Raw genomic sequence first — 16329 nt, forward strand, 5'->3', positions numbered from 1 at the left:
CGAGCAGGGAGGCGAAGGGATAGATCCAGTCCTCCAGCTCGGGTCCGGCCATCGGCATCGCCACCTCGGTCACCGAGGGTTCGCGCCGCGCCCAGAGCGCCTGGATATTGGCGACCCCGCCCAGCTGGCCCAACCGGGGAATATCCTCGGGGCGGACACATTCGAGATGGGTCATATGGTGCAGCGCGGGCCAGCGGCCATTTTCCCGCACCGCCGCCTCCAGCCCGTCCAGCCCGGCGCGGACGGCGGCATCGCCGATCACATGCATGTGCAGCTGGAAACGCGCGGCATCGAAGGCGATGCACAGCTCCTTCAGCTGGTCGGGGACGAACATCAGCGGCGCATTGCCCCCCTCGGCATCGGCATAATCCTCCAGCATGGCGGCGGTGCGGTTTTCCAGCACGCCATCCAGGAACATCTTGACCGAATGCAGCCGGAACAGCGGGTGGTCATGATCTGCCCGCATCCGCAGCGCCCGCGCCATGGCCTCCGGCACGGCCTCGTCCGCGGTGACATGGATCGCCCCGCCAACCCGCAGCTTCAGGCTGCCGTCCTCGGCCATGGACTGATAGACGCGCGCGTGGCGGGGCTGGACCATCGGGTCGATGATCCCGGTGATGCCCAGGCTGTGACACAGCGCCTGTCCGTGCTGCACGCCGAGGCGGTAGTCGCTGTCGGGGATCTCTCCGATCCGGTCCCTGGCCCAGTACATCGCCTGTTCATGCAGCATCCCCGTAGGGGTCCCGTCGGGGCGGCGGGTGAAATGGCCGTTGTAGGGATCGGGGGTGTCCGCCGTCAGCCCCAGCCGCGCACAGCCCAGCGAATTCAGGCAGGCGCTGTGTAGGTCGGAACCGTAGATCAGCACCGGGCGATCCGAAACGATCCGGTCCAGAACGTCACGATCCAGGTTCGCATCTGAAAAGATGCCGCTGTAGAATCCGACGCCGAAGACCCAGTCCCGTTCGTGGGTGGCGGCGAAACTGGCCAGGGCGTCCGCCAGATCCGCAGGACTGCGGCAGGTATAGAGATCGGCCATCGTGCCGGTGTAGTAGCCGCTGTCCTGAAGGTGGATGTGCAGGTCCTGGAGGCCGGGCAGAATCTGGCGCCCGCCGGCATCCAGGTGTCGGGGCGTGTCGGGAAAGCGGGCGCGTAGTTCGGCATCCCCGCCCAGACCGATGATGCGCTCCCCGCGGATGGCAAGGGCCGAGGCCCGCGGGACAAGCGGGTCCATCGTCACGATGTCGGCGTTCAGGATCAGGAGGTCAGCATGCATGGAAGGGCCTTGTGGTCGTCGGTTGCCGGGAATGGCGGGGCGCGCGGGCTGAGGCCGCACCGGTTGCTTCGCGCGCGACCGGGTCCGTCCCGGAGCGCCTGCGAGTGGTCACTTTGCGGGCGCTTTCGCGCTGCAGCGCCCGGCTTTCAGACTAGGCGGGCCGGGCCGGTGGGCGAAGGTTGAAATACTTCGGACGCCATGACATCAGGTAATGGCAGGAAGAAAGGCCGCCGATGACATTGCGCTCCAAGGTTCCCTCTACAGGATCCCTCTTCGTGTTCGACGCAGCCGCGCGGCACCTGAATTTCACCCATGCCGCGCGGGAGTTCAACGTAACCCAACCGGCTGTCAGCCGCGCGATCCGTGCACTGGAGCAGCATCTGGGCTGTCCGCTGTTCGAGCGCAACCATGCCGGCATGGCACTGACCGATCAGGGGCGTTTCCTGCACAAGGCGCTGCAGGGCGGATTTTCCCAGATCGAGACTGCGCTGGATGAGCTCAGGCGCAGTCTGGCCGAGGAGCAGACGGTGTCACTTTCGATCACCTCGGCCTATGCGCTGCACTGGCTGATGCCGCGCCTGCCGCGCCTGAAGGCCCTGATGCCCGACATCGCGCTGCGCTTCGAGCTGATCCACGGGGAACCGGAAGGCCCGCTGGGCAGTGCTGATCTGGCGATCCGCTATGCCTGGGAACCGGGCGCGGGGATCACTGTATGGCCCGCCATAGACGAGCTGGTGATCCCGGTGTGCAGTCCGCAGTACCTGGCGCGTCATGGCTATATCGACGCCCCCGCCGCGCAGGCACGGACGCATTCCTTGGGAGAGCTGACGGCCAAGCTGTGGGAACGCGAGTCCTGGGAGGTGTTCCTCGAGGCCGTCCAGCTTGCGCCTATGAATGAGGCCTCCCGGCTGGCCTTTTCCGACTACGGGCTGGTGCTGCAGGCGGCGCTCAAGGGGCAATGCGTGGCGCTTGGCTGGTGGCATGTGGTCGCCGGTGCCCTGGAAAGCGGCGAGCTGGTGCCCGCCAGCCGCCGCTTCCAGCGGGAAACCGAGACCTGCTGCTTCGTCGCACGGGGCGATTCCGGTGCGCAGCGCGAGGCTGTCCTGCGGGTTCTGAACTGGCTGCTGGACGAATACGCCCTGCTGGAAGACAGCTTCCGGCCGGTGCGCGAGGCGGCCACGATCTACTGATCCCGGCTCGGCAGCGGGCGCTCGCGCAGTGCCTCGGTGGGGGTGCCGCCAAGGGATCGGGCGGCACGATGGCCGTCATAGACCGCCTGGGCGATGATCCCCGGGGCGCTGCAATCGCCGATCCGCTCCAGCGTTTGCAGGCCCAGATGCTGAAGGTCATGCCAGAGCGCCTCATCGGGAGCGCGGCTGGTGACCGGCAGGAACAGGTCGCAGGACAGGAGGCTTTCCTGGCCGGTATAGACGCAGCGGCTGAGCGCACCCTCGGGCGTCAACGCACTGACCATGCGGTTCAGCACGATTTCCACGCCCAGCTCGTGCAGGCGGCGGTGGGCGCGGGCCTGTTCGACGGTGACATCCGACCAGCCCGAGACCTGCGCCCGGCTGGTGACATAGCAGACCGGATGACCGCGCCGGGCCAGCAGCTCGGCCAGGGCCGATCCCATGTAGTAATGATCATCATCGAAAATCACCACGCGTCCGCCCAGGTCCGCGATGGCTGCCCCGGCCATCACGCTTTCGGGGCTCAGGGTGCGCGGGTCGCTGTAAGAGGGCACGCCGGCTGGGAAACTGCGCCCCCGCCCGTCAAGACGCCAGCGGCTGCCGGTCGCCACCAGCACATGGAGCACGCCCAGCTCTGCCACCATCTCGGGCGTGACGCGGCTTTCCAGGAAGATCTCGACATTGGGGAGCTTGTGAAGCTGCTGCACCCGCCAGTCCCGCACCCGCCCCCATTCGTTCAGCCCTGGTAGGCGGGTTTCCTGCTCCAGCCGCCCACCCAGGGTCTTTCCGGCCTCGGCCAGGGTCACCCGGGCGCCGCGCTTGCCGAGCGCAACGGCGGCTTCCAGCCCGGCCGGACCGGCCCCGACGATCAGCACCTCGGGCGCGTCGGACAGGGGAGCGATGCGCTCGGGGTGCCAGCCGTTGCGCCATTCCTCGCCCATGGTGGGGTTCTGGGTGCAGCGGATCGGTGCGCCCAGCGTGTCATGGGCGAAGCAGATATTGCAGCCGATGCATTCGCGAATGTCCTCGAAGCGACCCTCCCGCAGTTTCTTGGGCAGGAAGGGATCGGCGATCGAGGGGCGGGCGGCGCCGATCAGGTCCAGCACCCCGCGCCGCAGCTGCGCCACCATGGCGTCGGGGCTGGTGAAACGACCGACGCCAACCACCGGCTTGCCGGTCAGTGCCTTCACATGACGCACCTGCTCTTCAAGAGAGCCCTGCGCGACAAAGCGCGATACGCCCATCTCGTGGCTATAATCGGCCACCGTCACGTCGAAGAGATCGACCAGCGGCGCGATCTCCTCCAGCAGGCGGGCGCGTTCCTCGCGGGCGGCGGCCTCGGGCCGGCCAACGTCGATGCGCAGCGCGATGGCACAGTGATCCCCGATGGCCGCGCGCATGTCCTCCAGCAGCATCCGCAGTAGGGCCGAGCGTCCCGCCAGATCGCCCCCGAAGCCGTCCTGGCGCAGGTTCAGCTGCGGGTCGAGGAACTGGGCCAGAAGATAGTTGTGCGCGGCATAGCCGTACACCACGTCGAAGCCGGCGCTGCGGGCGCGCAGGGCCGCATCCAGATGCCATTGCCGCAGGTTGGCGATATCCTGACGGTCCATGCGGCGCGATTGCCAGGGGGCGGTCTTGATGGGCAGACTTTCCGCCGAAAGCGGCGCGGCGCGGGACACCAGGTTGGCGCTGCGCATGCCGCCATGCCATAGCTCGACCCCGGCCAGCGCCCCGTGGCGATGCACCTTCTCGGTCATCAGGCGCAGCGCCCTGACGTCGCCCTCGTCCCAGAGGCTGGCATAGGGATAGGCACCATCATCGGAACTGGGGTGGATCGAGCAGTATTCCGTGCAGATCACGCCCCAGCCACCCTCGGCCTTCATTTCCCGCATTGCCGCGTGGGTCTGCGGCATCCGATACCCCATGCCGGTGCAATGGGGGACCTGGAAAAAGCGGTTCGGAGCCGTGACAGGGCCCAGCGGGAGGGGTTCGAAGAGGATGTCGAAAGGGCTGCTCATGGGGGCTTTCCGTGATGGTCTTGGAGGGCGGGCCGACCGGCTGTTTCGCCAGGTACTTGGGCAGGGTGGCATGTGCCCAGGTTTGCGCGGAAGGGTGGAAAAACCTATAGAGCCATTACATGATCTTATGCTGGGGTCCTCTGCGGCCCTGGGGTGAACCGGTGCCGGGGCCTTTCCGGAGGGGGCGCCGGATCTCATCCGGTCCTGTCAGCACGAAATTACCGAACAATGACGGAGCTGGTCTCTCTCGGCTACGGTCCTGCTGTCTGCTCGGCCTTGAACTCCTGTTTCTGGCCGGAGGAATGCTGCGCAAAATCATTACTTGAAATTATGATGCGCTGACTTTTTTGGACTCTGCGGCTTGGCCCTGCGGGTCGATACTCCCCCTGACGCTCGCCGCTTGCGGGCCACAAGAGGACTTCCAATGATCCCCACCAGCCATCTGCAACATTTCTACATCGGCGGCGCCTGGGTGCCCCCGCTGCACAAAGAGACGCTGCCGGTCATCAACCCCGCAACCGAGACGCCTTGCGCCAGTATCGCCCTGGGCGGCGCCGCCGATGCCGAACGCGCCGTTGCGGCGGCCCGCGCGGCCTTCCCGGACTTCTCGGTCCTGGATGTGGAGGCGCGCTTGGAGCTGCTGCGCGCGATCCTGGACGCCTACATGGCCCGCTACGATGACATTGCCCGCGCCACCACGCTGGAGATGGGCGCCCCGGTGGTCATGGCACGGGAGGAACAGGCCTGGATCGGCAAGGCGCATCTTGAGGCCACCCTTACGGCGCTGGAAACCTTCCGCTTTGCCGAGCAGCGCGGCACCACCCGCATCCTGCGCGAGCCGATCGGGGTCTGCGCGCTGATCACCCCTTGGAACTGGCCACTGAACCAGATCGTCTGCAAGGTCGCACCGGCGATTGCCGCCGGCTGCACCATGGTCCTCAAACCCTCCGAGATTGCCCCGCTGAGCGGGCTGGTCTTTGCCGAGGTGATGGAGGCTGCGGGCGTGCCTGCCGGGGTCTTCAATCTGGTCAACGGTTCGGGCGCGGACGTCGGAGCGGTGCTGGCAAGTCATCCCGAGGTCGACATGGTCAGCTTCACCGGGTCGACCCGGGCAGGGGTCCTGGTGGCGCAGGCTGCGGCCCCGACCGTCAAGCGCGTCAGCCAGGAGCTTGGCGGGAAGTCCGCCAACATCCTGCTTCCGGACGCGGATTTCGCGGCCGCCGTGCCCGCCGGTGTCGCCGGCTGCTTCGGCAATACCGGGCAATCCTGCGATGCGCCGACGCGGATGCTGGTGCCGGCTGAGCGGATGGAGGAGGCGATGGCGCTGGCGACCGAGGCGGCGGCCGGCTTTGTCACCGGGGATCCGCTGGAAGAGGGCACCGATCTTGGTCCGGTAATCAGCCAGACCCAGTTCGACAAGATCCAGAGGCTGATCGGAAGCGGCATCGCGGAAGGCGCAACCCTAGCCTGCGGCGGTCCGGGGCGCCCCGAGGGGCTGGCACGGGGCTTTTTCGTGAAGCCTACCGTCTTCGGCCATGTCACCCCCGCGATGACCATCGCGCGCGAGGAGATCTTCGGCCCCGTGCTGTCGATCATGGGCTACCGGGACGAGGCCGAGGCGGTGCGCATCGCCAATGACACCCCCTACGGCCTGGCCGCTTACATCCAATCCGCCGACCTGGACCGCGCCCGCGCGGTGGCGGCGCAGATGCGGGCCGGCAGCGTCTATGTCAACGATCCGGCCTTCGACGCCCACAGCGCCTTCGGCGGCTACAAGCAGTCCGGCAATGGCCGCGAATACGCCGATTTCGGGATCGGCGAATTCCTCGAGACGAAAAGCGTCATCGGCTTCGGCGCCCTCTAGGCGCCCTCGCCCTCCGGCGGCTGCCGGGGGCCAATCACAGGCTCAGGCCAACACCAACAGCGGAGACAGACCATGACCAAGATGACCCGACGCACTGCGGTGACCCTTCTGGGAGCAACCGCCCTTGCAACCCCCTTCGTGCGGCCTGCAAACGCCGCCACCGGCACACTCAATCTCTACAACTGGGCCGATTATATCGGTGAGACCACGATCGCCGATTTCGAGGCGGCATCGGGACTCAAGGTCAATTCCGACTACTTTTCCTCGGTGGAGGAGATGCAGGCGAAGATCCTGGCCGGATCGACCGGCTATGACGTGGTGCTGCAATCGGGGCCGAACCTGCCGGTGATGCTTCAGGCCGGGGTCTACCAGCCGCTCGACAAGGCGCAGCTGTCGTCCTGGAAGAACCTGGATGAAAGCGTGCTGAAGATACTGGCACAATGGGACCCCGACAACCGCCATGCGCTGCCCTACATGTGGGGCTCGGTGGGCATGACCTACAACATGGACATGATCCGCAAGGTGCTGCCCGATGCTGATCTGAACTCGCTCTCGGCGATTCTGGACCCGGCCAATGCCAAGGCACTGGCGCGATGCGGCCTGGCGCTTCTGGACAGCCCCTCCGACGTGCTGACCGTGGTGATGCGCTACCTCGGCATCGACCCCGACACGGCCACCGCCGCCGATTTCGATGCCGCTGTGAAGGCCATGGCACCGATGCGCCGCTCCGTGCGCACCTTCAGCAACACCGCCGAGCTTCAGGGCCTGCCCTCCGGAGAGCTCTGTGCCGCAAACACCTGGTCGGGCAGCTACGGCCTGGTGGTGTCGAAGGCCAAGGAGGCCGGGCTGTCCACCGATTTCGCCTATTTCGTCCCCGAGACCGGCGCGCCGATCTGGATCGACTGCTTCTGCGTGCCCACCGACGCCCCCCATCCCGAAGCCGCCTCGGTCTTCCTGGAATACATGCTGCAGCCGAAGGTCATTGCCGCCTGCACCAATTACCTGTCCTATGCCAATGCCAATGCGGCGGCCACGCCGCTGGTCGATCCGGCCATCTCGGGCAATCCGGCACTCTATCCTGATGCCGAGACCATGAAGCGGCTCTATGCTCCCAAGGCCTGGAACAACACCCAGCTGCAGGAGATGACGGCGGCCTGGAACCGGATCAAGACGGCCGGCTGATGACCCTTCCGATGCAAAACAAGCCCCGCACCGCCCATCCGGTCCAGGAAAACCCCGAGCCCGAGCCGGCCCGGGAGGCCTTCCTGAAGGTTGAGCGGGTGTCAAAGTCCTTCGGTCCTGTTCAGGCCGTTTCGGACGTCTCTCTCGATATCCGCAGGGGAGAGCTGTTTTCCCTGCTCGGTGGCTCGGGTTGCGGCAAGACCACGCTGCTGCGGATGCTGGCGGGCTTCGAAACCCCGAGCGCCGGGCGGATCTACATCGACGGGCGGGATGTCACCGATGTCCCCCCCTACGAGCGGCCGGTGAACATGATGTTCCAGAGCTATGCGCTGTTTCCGCATATGAGCGTGGAAAAGAACATCGCCTACGGTCTGAAGCACGAGGCGATGAGCCGCGCCCAGAAGGACGAGCGTGTGCGCGCCATGCTGGATCTGGTGCAGCTTTCGGATCTGGGCCGCCGCAAGCCGCACCAGATCTCGGGGGGGCAGAAGCAGCGGGTGGCGCTGGCACGGGCGCTGGCGCGGATGCCCAAGGTGCTGCTGCTGGACGAGCCGCTGGGCGCGCTTGACAAGAAGCTGCGGGAGCAGACCCAGTTCGAACTGTCCAACATCCAGCAGCGCACCGGCATCACCTTCGTCGTGGTGACCCATGACCAGGACGAGGCAATGACGCTTTCGGATCGTATCGCGGTGATGCGCGGCGGTGCGGTTCAGCAGATCGGCACCCCGAACGAAGTCTACGAATATCCGTCCTCGGGGTTCGTGGCGGATTTCATCGGCTCGATCAATCTCTACGACGGATCGGTCGTGAAGAGCGGAGCAGCGACGCGGGTGCGGGTGCCCGCCCTTGGCCGTGAGGTCACCGTGGCTAGCGACAAGGCGCTGGAAACCGGTCAGCCCGTCCAGGTCGCGATCCGCCCCGAGAAGATCTCTATCGCGGCCCGCGCCGCGCCGGGGGCCGAGAACGTCGTGACGGGGCGGATTGCCAACCGGGGCTATTTCGGCAAGGACACGCTTTATCGAGTGCGCCTGGAAAGCGGAGAGATCCTGCTTGCCAGCAACGTCAATGTCGCGCGCGCCCTTGGTAGTCCGCTTTCGCGTGAGTCCGAGATGCAGGTCGAGTTGAGCTTTGCACCACAGGCTGTCGTGGTCCTGCCCAGATGAGCGTTCAGGACATCCCCCGCCCGGACCTGCCCCGCACGCGATGGCTGCGGCGCTGGTTCCACGCCCGGGGCTGGAAGGCGCTGGTGCTGGGCGTGCCCTCGCTCTGGCTGGCGCTGCTGTTCCTGGCGCCCTTTGCCATCGTGCTGGCGATCAGCCTTGGCCAGGCGGCCCCGGCAAGCCCGCCGTTCCGCTTTCTGCCCCAGGCGCCCTTCACCGATCTGCAAAGCTATCGTCGCCTACTGGGGGACGGGATGGTGGTGCAGGCCTTCCTGACCTCGGTCGCGAATGCGGCGCTGACGACTCTGATCTGCCTGCTGGTGGGCTATCCGGTGGCGCTTGGCATCGCGCGCGCCAGGCCCCGCCGCCGCAGCCTGCTGCTGGTGCTGATCATCCTGCCCTTCTGGACTTCGTTCCTGCTGCGTGTCTACGCTTGGATGGGCCTGCTGGGGGGAAGCAGCTGGTTCAACAAGTTGCTGACCGGACTGTTCAACCTGTTCCTGCCGGCGGACCGGGCTCTGTTTTCGCTGCATCTGATGAACACCAATTTCGCGGTGGTGCTGGTGATGGTCTATTCGTACCTGCCGTTCATGATCCTGCCGCTGTTCGCGACGCTTGAAAAACTGGACCTGACGCTGAATGAGGCGGCGATGGACCTGGGCAGTCGTCCGTTTCGGGTCTTCCGGGACGTGACGCTGCCGCTATCGCTGCCGGGTATCCTTGCTGGCGCCACGCTGGTCTTCATTCCCGCCTGCGGCGAGCTGGTGATCCCCTCGCTGGTGGGCAACTCCTACCAGCCGATGATCGGTCGGGTGATCTCGGACCAGTTCTCGGTGGCGCGGGACTGGCCGATGGCGGCGGCGATCTCGGTGGTGCTGCTGGCCGTGCTCTTGGGATTGATGGGGCTGCTGAGCCTGCTCAACCGGCGCATCCTGCGCGCAGAAGGAGAAGACGCATGAAACTGGGCAACGGATTCCTGAGGATCAGCGTGCTGTGCGGGCTGTTGTTCCTCTATCTGCCGATCCTGTCGATGATCGTTTTCTCCTTCAACCGTTCCAGTCTCGGCAACATCTGGGCGGGGTTTTCGTTGAAGTGGTACGCCCGCCTCTTTGCCAATGACGAGGTGATCGCCGCCCTCGGCCTGTCGCTGCGCATCGCTTTCCTGAGCGCGACGCTGGCCACCGTGCTGGGCACGTTGGCGGCCCTGGCGCTGGCCCGCTTCGGAGCGTTCCGGGGGCGGGCGGTGTTCTCGGGGACGGTGCTGGCGCCTCTGGTCCTGCCCGAGGTGATCGCCGGGATTGCCCTGCTGATGCTCTTCATCCTGATGGCGCGCTGGATCGGCTGGCCGACGCAGCGCGGCTTCCTGACCGTCACGCTGGCCCATGCCACCTATTCCATGGCCTTCGTGACCACGGTGATCCGGGCCCGGCTGGTGGCAATGGACATCTCGGTAGAGGAGGCAGCGATGGATCTGGGCTCGACCCCCTGGCAAGTGCTGCGCGACATCACCCTGCCGGTGATCGCCCCGTCGCTGCTGGCGGGCTGGCTGCTGGCCTTCACGCTGTCCCTCGATGATGTGGTGATCGCCAATTTCACCACCGGGCCGGGCGCGACGACGCTGCCGATGGTGATCTGGTCGAAGGTCAAGATGGGCATCACGCCGGACATCAACGCGCTGGCTTCTCTGATCATCGTCAGCGTCGCGCTGCTGGTACTGGCCGGGACGCTGATGATGGGCTTCGCTCGACGCGGTAGCCCCGATTGAAATACGGGGGTGAAGGACACAGACTTTGTCTGGTTCCTTTGATCCGCACCGAAATGAAGTTGCAATAAGTATTGATGCCAAATGGCTATTAGAGTGGGCGTGGAAAGACGCGTACTATGTTGTTAGAACGGCTGAGCCAAGGAGAAAACAATGCAGCTTCTTTCTGCAGCTATCCATGCTCCGGAACGTCCCGGCAATTTACTCTGCCTGCCACCATTGGAAGAGGGCGGTTGGTCCTTTTCGATCCTTGGGCGTGGAGGGCAGGGCGTATTCCACGGGGAGGGGAACCCGCGCGCTAGTGCCATATTTGACGGGCTGTTGCGTCAGTCCGGCCAGTCGGGATGTGCCATTGCGCTGACTGGGTCGAAATTGCCGCAAGTGCGCCAACATCATTTCGAGGGGCAAAACTGGGCCTTTGCCTCGCTCCAGCAGGCGCCTGAAAGGATGCTGGAAGACCTGCTTGAGGCTGCGTCCGAAGGGCGCGGCCAGGCCGGGGCGGTGTCCGGGGTGATCAGGCATTACCTGGACCGGGCGCCCGAATTTGTGCTTTGCAACGGTCGGGATAGCTTCGTCTTTTCATGTGGTGGTCTCTTTGCCGCAGGCGCGGTTGGCCACTACGACAGTGGCGCGCACCCAACTGTTTATCTCTCGACCACGCCTTTCGGGGATCACGTCTGGGAGCGACTGCCGGAAGGCTGCTTGATTCATTTCGTCGATGGCTGTGAAGCAAGTCGGCAGGATACCGGATTCCGCCTGAACGAGACCGCACGCAAAGCTATGCAACGTGACGTCGTTCAGAACAGTGTTGAGCTTGCACAGCGGACGTCCCGGCATGAACGTCTTCAGGCCGCTTCGTGGTGGAGCGGCTGAAAAACTGCCGCACCCGCCAACATAAGATGGCGGGTGCCGTTTGCCTTCCGTGTTCGGGAAGGCCCTGCGCCAAGGATCTTGCTGCGCTGAGTTCAGGCCAGCAGCAGAGCCAGCAGATACTGTGCAATGGCAAAGATCACATGGGCGACCAGCACATAGACGATCATGGCGCCGGCATTGGGAAGCTTGCGGGCGAAAATGCCTCCGCCCATGCCAGGCATCAGCACGATGAGCCCGGCAAGCGAGCTTACGATTACCCCGATCAGGAAGACGGGGAAGACGGTCGGTGCCGAGATGAAGCCGATCCCCCAGAACAGTGGAAACGACACTGCATAGGCAAGGCCGATCAGGTAGTGGAAGATCCAGCCAACAGCTGCCTCGCTCAGCGTGTGGGGGCGGGTGTCCGTGCCATCCAGAACCAGATGCCCCGCCGGGATGCCCAGAAGCCAGCGACCGACAGAAGGCCAGTGCGTGCCGGGCATCCAGCCTATCTTGGCCGTGAAGACACCCCATAGGTCAAGCACGATGGTGGATCCGATCCCGACGACCAGAATGAAGATGATAAGCTCTGTGGCCATATGTAATTCCTCCGATGATGGGGTCGGCGTAACGCCGCATTTCATCAGTGATAAATTCTTTTTGGGCCGAGAATTATTTCCGGATTGCGATCAATCTAGGCTGAGCAGCTGATCCAGCTGGCCGGCGTGCTCCAGGGCCAGTAGTTCTGAACAGCCACCGACGTGGATCTCCCCGATGAAGATCTGGGGAACTGTATGCGCCCCTCCGGCCCGCGCCATCATGCTGCGGCGCTTGTCTGCGCGCGTGACGCCAATCTCGTTGAACGGGATGCCCTTCTTCTTCAACAGCGCCTTGGCTCGAGAGCAGAAGCCGCAGAAGGGCGTGGTGTAGATGTCGATCCGGGGCATGTCTGTTGCCTTTGCAAGGGCGGACGGGTTGAAGGGCGCCCAGGGCAGGGCGCCCCGCCGGCTTAGCCGATGGTGATTTCGGGCGTGACCTCGATGGTGACGCCGGCCTTCTTGGCCAGGTTGCCAACAACGCAGATCTTGTCTGCAGTCGCGATGGCGTTTTCGGCGGCCGCGCGGTCCGCATCCGTTGCGTCCCCTGCCAGGACCAGTTTCGCAATGTGCCGGATGGAGAAGTCATCATTCGCCGCATGGGCCGAGGTTTCGACCGAGAGCGCCTCGACCGGAACCTTCTTGTTGGCCGTGATCGCCCGCAGCGTCGCGGTGAAGCAAGCCAGGGTGGCAGAGGTGAACAGCGACTTGGGATCGGCCCCGGCTCCGCTGCCGCCGAATTCGGCGGGAATGCCGATGCCCACGTCCCAGCCTTCGCCGGTGATCTTGCCTTCGCCCTTCATGCCGCCTTCCCAGGCGGCAGTCATCTTGATATCGGCCATGATCTTTCCTTTCTCGTGTGTCTTCGGCTCGACGGTCAGGCCGCCTTAACGGCCTGGATGTACTGGCTCTTGGGGTTCAGGCCGACGACCATGTCGATGGGCAGGCCGTCCTTCAGGACGACAACGGTCGGAACCGAACGGATGCCGAACGAGCCTGCCAGCTCAGGGGCGATGTCGATGTCGATCTCGCCGAAACGCGCGGTGTCCTTCATCTCGGTTGCGACCTCGTTGTAGGTCGGTTCCAGCGCGATGCAGGGGCGGCACCAGGTCGCCCAGAAGCGCAGGACCTTGACCTGTCCAGGCTCGTTCATGAAGTCGTTGAAATTGCTGGCGTCGATTGTGGTGACATCCTGGGTCATGGTGTTTTCCTTCGGGGGTTGTTTCAGGCCGAGGCGGGTTCGGCAGGGATTTCGAGGGGCAGGCCGGCGAGGTAGCGGTCGGCCTCCAGTGCGGCCATGCAGCCTTGCCCGGCGGCCGTGACCGCCTGCCGGAACTGGTCATCGGTCACGTCACCGGCCGCAAAGACCCCGGGCACGACCGTTGCCGTGCTGTCGGGGGCGGTTTGCAGATAGCCGCCCGGCTTCAGCGGCAGTTGGTCGCCAAAGAGCTCTGTCGCCGGGCTGTGCCCGATCGCGACAAAGACGCCGTCGGTTTCGAGGGTGCGCAGGGACCCGTCGCGGGTGTCGCGCAGGGTCACGCCGGTGACGACCTTGGGCATGTCCGTGCCGGTGATCTCGGCCACCTCTGCGTGCCATTCCACTTCGATCTTGGGATGCGCAAAGAGGCGGTCCTGCAACACCTTCTCAGCCCGGAGGCTGTCGCGGCGATGGACGAGGATCACCCGGTCCGCAATGCCGGCCAGGAAAAGTGCCTCTTCGACAGCCGTGTTGCCGCCACCGACGACCACGACCGTGCGACCGCGGTAGAAGAAGCCGTCACAGGTCGCGCAGGCGGATACGCCGCCGCCCTGGAATGCGGTTTCGGAGGGCAGGCCCAGCCAGCGGGCCTTGGCCCCGGTGGCGATGATCAGCGCATCGGCGGTGTAGACCGTACCGCTGTCGCCGGTCAGGCGCAGGCCGTCCTTCAACTGCGCTTCGGTCACGATGTCGGTGACGACCTCCGTGCCCATGCGCAGCGCCTGGTCGCGCATCTGCTCGACCAGCCAGGGGCCCTGGATCGGGTCCGCGAAGCCGGGGTAATTCTCCACGTCTGTGGTGATGGTCAGCTGCCCGCCGGGTTCGAGCCCGGTCAGCAGCAGCGGCTCAAGCCCGGCGCGGGCGGCATAGATTGCCGCCGTGTAGCCTGCCGGGCCCGACCCGAGGATGATGAGTTTGCGGTGCATCGTCTTCGTGCCCCTTCGCTTGCCTTTGCTGTGGTGGCCATCATATATGCAGTGAAAGGCCAAGTTTAATTTCCGATTGGCTATAGCGATACATTCCAGAATTGGATCAATGGAGGCTGGCATGGAAATCAAGGAGCTGCGGAGCTTTGCCCGCGTGGCTGAGACACTGAACTTCAACCGGGCGGCGGAAATGCTGAACATGAGCCAGCCGGTGGTGACCAAGACCATCGCCCAGCTGGAGCATAAGCTGGGGGTGAAGCTCTTCGAGCGGACAACCCGTAGGGTGTCGCTGACCGCCGCCGGCATTATCCTGCGCCGCGAGGCGGACGGGCTGCTGGGCCATCTGGACCAGGTGCAGCGCGCGGTACGCCATGCCATCGCCGAGGAAAGCGGTCGCTTTGCCATCGGAGTCACGCCTCTGGCCATGCAGACGGTTTTTCCCGCCGTCATCCGCGGTTTCCGCGAGGCTCATCCCGAGATCGAGGTGGCTATTCACGAGCTGCCCTCCGAGACACAGGTGAAGGAACTGCTTTCTGCTGAGATCGACGCGGCCTTCCTGCTGATGCCTGCCGAGGATCCGGCGCTGGAGGTGCGGGAGATCCATTCCGAGCAGATGCGCCTGGCAGTGCCTGTATCGCATCCTCATCTGAAGGCCCTTGGCAATGCACCGATGCCGCTGTCGGCCTTCGCGGGCGAGACCTTCATCATTCCGCCCCGCTCGCAGAACCCCGGCGTGCATGACGAGATCATCCGAGCCTGCGCCTCGTCCGGGTTCCGTCCCCGGGTCAAGGACTGCACAGAAGGTCAGAGCTGCCTGTGCCTGGTCGAGGCCGGGATGGGTGTCAGCTTTGTCACCAACCGGATCGACTGTGCGGCGAGTGGCGACATGCGGATCGTGGACCTGGAAGCACCCGCTCCGTCGCTCTCGGTCGCGCTGGCCTGGCGAAAGGACGACCCTTCGCCGCTTCTGCAAACGGTTCGCACCCTGGCGTTCGACGGGGCCGCCGCCTGACGGCCCCGACACGTCATCTCAGGCGGTTTCGGGGCATTCGCCGCCATTGCCGGCCCGCAGGGCCGCGCAATGGCGGCGGTCGATCCCGGCGCTGACCACCGCTAGCACCAGACCGGCCAGCACGACGATGCCCGCCACCGGGCCGGTCATGCCCAGTCCCATGTGATCGACGACCCAGCCGCCGCCGCCGGCGCCAAGCGCAATGCCGAAATTGAAGGCCGAGATGTTCATGCTCGAGGTGGCATTAACCAGCCGCGGCTCGATCAGGCTGGCCTGGTTCACCGCGTAAAGCTGCAGGATCGACACTGAGCCGAAGGCCACGATGCCCCAGATGATCACCAGCGGCACCACGGTCATCAGCTGGCCCGAGAAGGGGATCAGCATCAGCAGCGCAACGGCCATCACCCCGTAGATCCCCAACAGGACCGGCATGGCGCCCACGCGGTCGGCAATGCGCGCGCAGACCAGGTTCCCGATGGCCACGGCGACACCGTAGAAGAACAGCAGCGTGCCGATCCCGTTCGGGGTCATGTGGGTGAATTTCTCAAGGATAGGCGAGAGGTAGGTGAAGGCCACGAAGGACCCGCCGTATCCCACAAGCGTGATCGCGAACAGCAGTGCCAGGCGCGGCTTCAGCACCACCGACATCTGCTCCGCGAAGGAAGACGGCTCGGGGCGCTGGATATTGCCCGGCAGCAGCCGTGCCAGCGCCAGCACGGAAATGACCCCGATCACGGTGACGGCCAGGAAGGTCGCGCGCCAGCCGAAGTAGTTGGCGATGAAGGTTCCAAGCGGCACCCCCGAGATCAGCGCCAGCGTGATGCCGGTGAACATGGTAGCGATGGCCTGGCCGGCCTTTTCCTTCGGCACCAGCTGCGCTGCGACGACCGTGGCGACCGAGTAAAAGACACCCTGAACGACGCCGGACAAGATCCGGCCCAGCAGCAGGATGTGGAACGTGGGGGCCAGGGCCGACAGGGTATTGGCGATGATGAACAGCGCCATTAGGCCCAGCACCAGCTTCTTGCGGTCGAACCGGCCGGTCAGCGCGGTCAATAGCGGTGCCGCGATGGCCACGGCCAGGGCGTAGATGCTGACGGTCAGGCCCGCGGTCGCCAGGCTGACCTGGGTATCACGGGCGATTTGGGGCAGGATGCCGACGATCACGAACTCGGCCATTCCAATGGCGAGCGCCGCAGCCGTCAGGGCCCAGACTCCGATAGGCATGAGGATCTC

16 protein-coding genes are annotated in these 16329 nt (G+C 65.1%); 8 read left to right on the top strand and 8 right to left on the bottom strand.

Annotated features, from left to right (window positions below; translation table 11 throughout):
- Window positions 1-1273: amidohydrolase (locus KM176_RS23605; protein WP_215558833.1), on the bottom strand; the 1273-nt coding region annotated here is incomplete at its 3' end.
- A gap of 275 nt (window positions 1274-1548) precedes the next feature.
- Here KM176_RS23605 and KM176_RS23610 point away from each other — a divergent pair.
- Window positions 1549-2463 carry a LysR family transcriptional regulator gene (locus KM176_RS23610; RefSeq protein WP_160897132.1) on the top strand — a complete coding sequence of 305 codons (915 nt, stop codon included), beginning with the start codon at window positions 1549-1551 and terminating at the stop codon, window positions 2461-2463.
- On the opposite strand, the gene KM176_RS23615 is transcribed toward KM176_RS23610, so the two are convergent.
- Complete coding sequence (locus tag KM176_RS23615) at window positions 2457-4481, bottom strand: oxidoreductase (RefSeq protein ID WP_160897131.1); 2025 nt, start codon at window positions 4479-4481, stop codon at window positions 2457-2459. The genes KM176_RS23610 and KM176_RS23615 overlap by 7 nt on opposite strands.
- 424 nt (window positions 4482-4905) lie before the next feature.
- On the opposite strand from KM176_RS23615, the gene KM176_RS23620 reads away from it, so the two are divergent.
- From KM176_RS23620 to KM176_RS23645, 6 genes are all read left to right on the top strand, one after another.
- Window positions 4906-6345: an aldehyde dehydrogenase family protein gene (locus tag KM176_RS23620; protein ID WP_160897130.1), complete on the top strand. Its 1440-nt coding sequence runs from the start codon at window positions 4906-4908 to the stop codon at window positions 6343-6345.
- 72 nt (window positions 6346-6417) lie between these two features.
- Window positions 6418-7527 carry an extracellular solute-binding protein gene (locus KM176_RS23625; protein ID WP_160897129.1) on the top strand — a complete coding sequence of 370 codons (1110 nt, stop codon included), beginning with the start codon at window positions 6418-6420 and terminating at the stop codon, window positions 7525-7527.
- A gap of 11 nt (window positions 7528-7538) precedes the next feature.
- Window positions 7539-8690 carry an ABC transporter ATP-binding protein gene (locus tag KM176_RS23630; protein WP_202398104.1) on the top strand — a complete coding sequence of 384 codons (1152 nt, stop codon included), beginning with the start codon at window positions 7539-7541 and terminating at the stop codon, window positions 8688-8690.
- Entirely contained in the window at window positions 8687-9646 is a 960-nt protein-coding gene (locus tag KM176_RS23635) for an ABC transporter permease (protein ID WP_160897127.1), read from the top strand. Before KM176_RS23630 ends, KM176_RS23635 begins: the two co-directional genes overlap by 4 nt.
- Window positions 9643-10452: an ABC transporter permease subunit gene (locus tag KM176_RS23640; RefSeq protein ID WP_160897126.1), complete on the top strand. Its 810-nt coding sequence runs from the start codon at window positions 9643-9645 to the stop codon at window positions 10450-10452. The genes KM176_RS23635 and KM176_RS23640 overlap by 4 nt, the downstream gene beginning before the upstream one ends.
- A 150-nt stretch (window positions 10453-10602) precedes the next feature.
- Window positions 10603-11322 carry a hypothetical protein gene (locus KM176_RS23645; protein WP_160897125.1) on the top strand — a complete coding sequence of 240 codons (720 nt, stop codon included), beginning with the start codon at window positions 10603-10605 and terminating at the stop codon, window positions 11320-11322.
- A gap of 92 nt (window positions 11323-11414) precedes the next feature.
- Here KM176_RS23645 and KM176_RS23650 read toward each other — a convergent pair whose 3' ends face one another.
- The 5 genes from KM176_RS23650 to trxB form a co-directional block, all read right to left on the bottom strand.
- A complete protein-coding gene (locus tag KM176_RS23650; RefSeq protein WP_160897124.1) occupies window positions 11415-11900 on the bottom strand; it encodes a DUF2938 family protein in 486 nt (161 codons plus the stop codon).
- A gap of 90 nt (window positions 11901-11990) precedes the next feature.
- A complete protein-coding gene (gene grxC, locus KM176_RS23655; RefSeq protein ID WP_160897123.1) occupies window positions 11991-12248 on the bottom strand; it encodes a glutaredoxin 3 in 258 nt (85 codons plus the stop codon).
- Between the two features lie 62 nt (window positions 12249-12310).
- Complete coding sequence (locus tag KM176_RS23660) at window positions 12311-12739, bottom strand: OsmC family protein (protein WP_160897122.1); 429 nt, start codon at window positions 12737-12739, stop codon at window positions 12311-12313.
- Between the two features lie 35 nt (window positions 12740-12774).
- Window positions 12775-13098 (bottom strand): thioredoxin family protein, encoded by a 324-nt coding sequence (locus KM176_RS23665; RefSeq protein ID WP_160897121.1) that lies wholly within the window; start codon window positions 13096-13098, stop codon window positions 12775-12777.
- A gap of 23 nt (window positions 13099-13121) precedes the next feature.
- The gene (trxB, locus tag KM176_RS23670; protein WP_160897120.1) at window positions 13122-14081 is read right to left on the bottom strand and encodes a thioredoxin-disulfide reductase; all 960 of its coding nucleotides are present in this window, start codon (window positions 14079-14081) and stop codon (window positions 13122-13124) included.
- A 121-nt stretch (window positions 14082-14202) separates the two neighbouring features.
- Here trxB and KM176_RS23675 point away from each other — a divergent pair, with 121 nt between their 5' ends.
- The gene (locus tag KM176_RS23675) at window positions 14203-15093 is read left to right on the top strand and encodes a LysR family transcriptional regulator (RefSeq protein ID WP_160897119.1); all 891 of its coding nucleotides are present in this window, start codon (window positions 14203-14205) and stop codon (window positions 15091-15093) included.
- 18 nt (window positions 15094-15111) lie between these two features.
- Here the strand turns inward: KM176_RS23675 and KM176_RS23680 are convergent, their stop codons facing one another.
- Window positions 15112-16320, bottom strand: coding sequence for an MFS transporter (locus KM176_RS23680; protein ID WP_160897118.1), 1209 nt, complete (start codon window positions 16318-16320; stop codon window positions 15112-15114).
- Window positions 16321-16329: the final 9 nt, after the last annotated feature.

The sequence above is a fragment of the Pseudooceanicola endophyticus genome, from assembly GCF_018760365.1.
In the GTDB taxonomy this organism is placed as follows: domain Bacteria; phylum Pseudomonadota; class Alphaproteobacteria; order Rhodobacterales; family Rhodobacteraceae; genus Pseudooceanicola; species Pseudooceanicola endophyticus.

Coding starts and splice junctions, on each gene's coding strand:
- KM176_RS23615 (WP_160897131.1), bottom strand. CDS start 4,481: ATGAGCAGCCCTTTCGACATCCTCTTCGAACCCCTCCCGCTGGGCCCT.
- KM176_RS23620 (WP_160897130.1), top strand. CDS start 4,906: ATGATCCCCACCAGCCATCTGCAACATTTCTACATCGGCGGCGCCTGG.
- KM176_RS23625 (WP_160897129.1), top strand. CDS start 6,418: ATGACCAAGATGACCCGACGCACTGCGGTGACCCTTCTGGGAGCAACC.
- KM176_RS23630 (WP_202398104.1), top strand. CDS start 7,539: ATGCAAAACAAGCCCCGCACCGCCCATCCGGTCCAGGAAAACCCCGAG.
- KM176_RS23635 (WP_160897127.1), top strand. CDS start 8,687: ATGAGCGTTCAGGACATCCCCCGCCCGGACCTGCCCCGCACGCGATGG.
- KM176_RS23640 (WP_160897126.1), top strand. CDS start 9,643: ATGAAACTGGGCAACGGATTCCTGAGGATCAGCGTGCTGTGCGGGCTG.
- KM176_RS23645 (WP_160897125.1), top strand. CDS start 10,603: ATGCAGCTTCTTTCTGCAGCTATCCATGCTCCGGAACGTCCCGGCAAT.
- KM176_RS23650 (WP_160897124.1), bottom strand. CDS start 11,900: ATGGCCACAGAGCTTATCATCTTCATTCTGGTCGTCGGGATCGGATCC.
- grxC (WP_160897123.1), bottom strand. CDS start 12,248: ATGCCCCGGATCGACATCTACACCACGCCCTTCTGCGGCTTCTGCTCT.
- KM176_RS23660 (WP_160897122.1), bottom strand. CDS start 12,739: ATGGCCGATATCAAGATGACTGCCGCCTGGGAAGGCGGCATGAAGGGC.
- KM176_RS23665 (WP_160897121.1), bottom strand. CDS start 13,098: ATGACCCAGGATGTCACCACAATCGACGCCAGCAATTTCAACGACTTC.
- trxB (WP_160897120.1), bottom strand. CDS start 14,081: ATGCACCGCAAACTCATCATCCTCGGGTCGGGCCCGGCAGGCTACACG.
- KM176_RS23675 (WP_160897119.1), top strand. CDS start 14,203: ATGGAAATCAAGGAGCTGCGGAGCTTTGCCCGCGTGGCTGAGACACTG.
- KM176_RS23680 (WP_160897118.1), bottom strand. CDS start 16,320: ATGCCTATCGGAGTCTGGGCCCTGACGGCTGCGGCGCTCGCCATTGGA.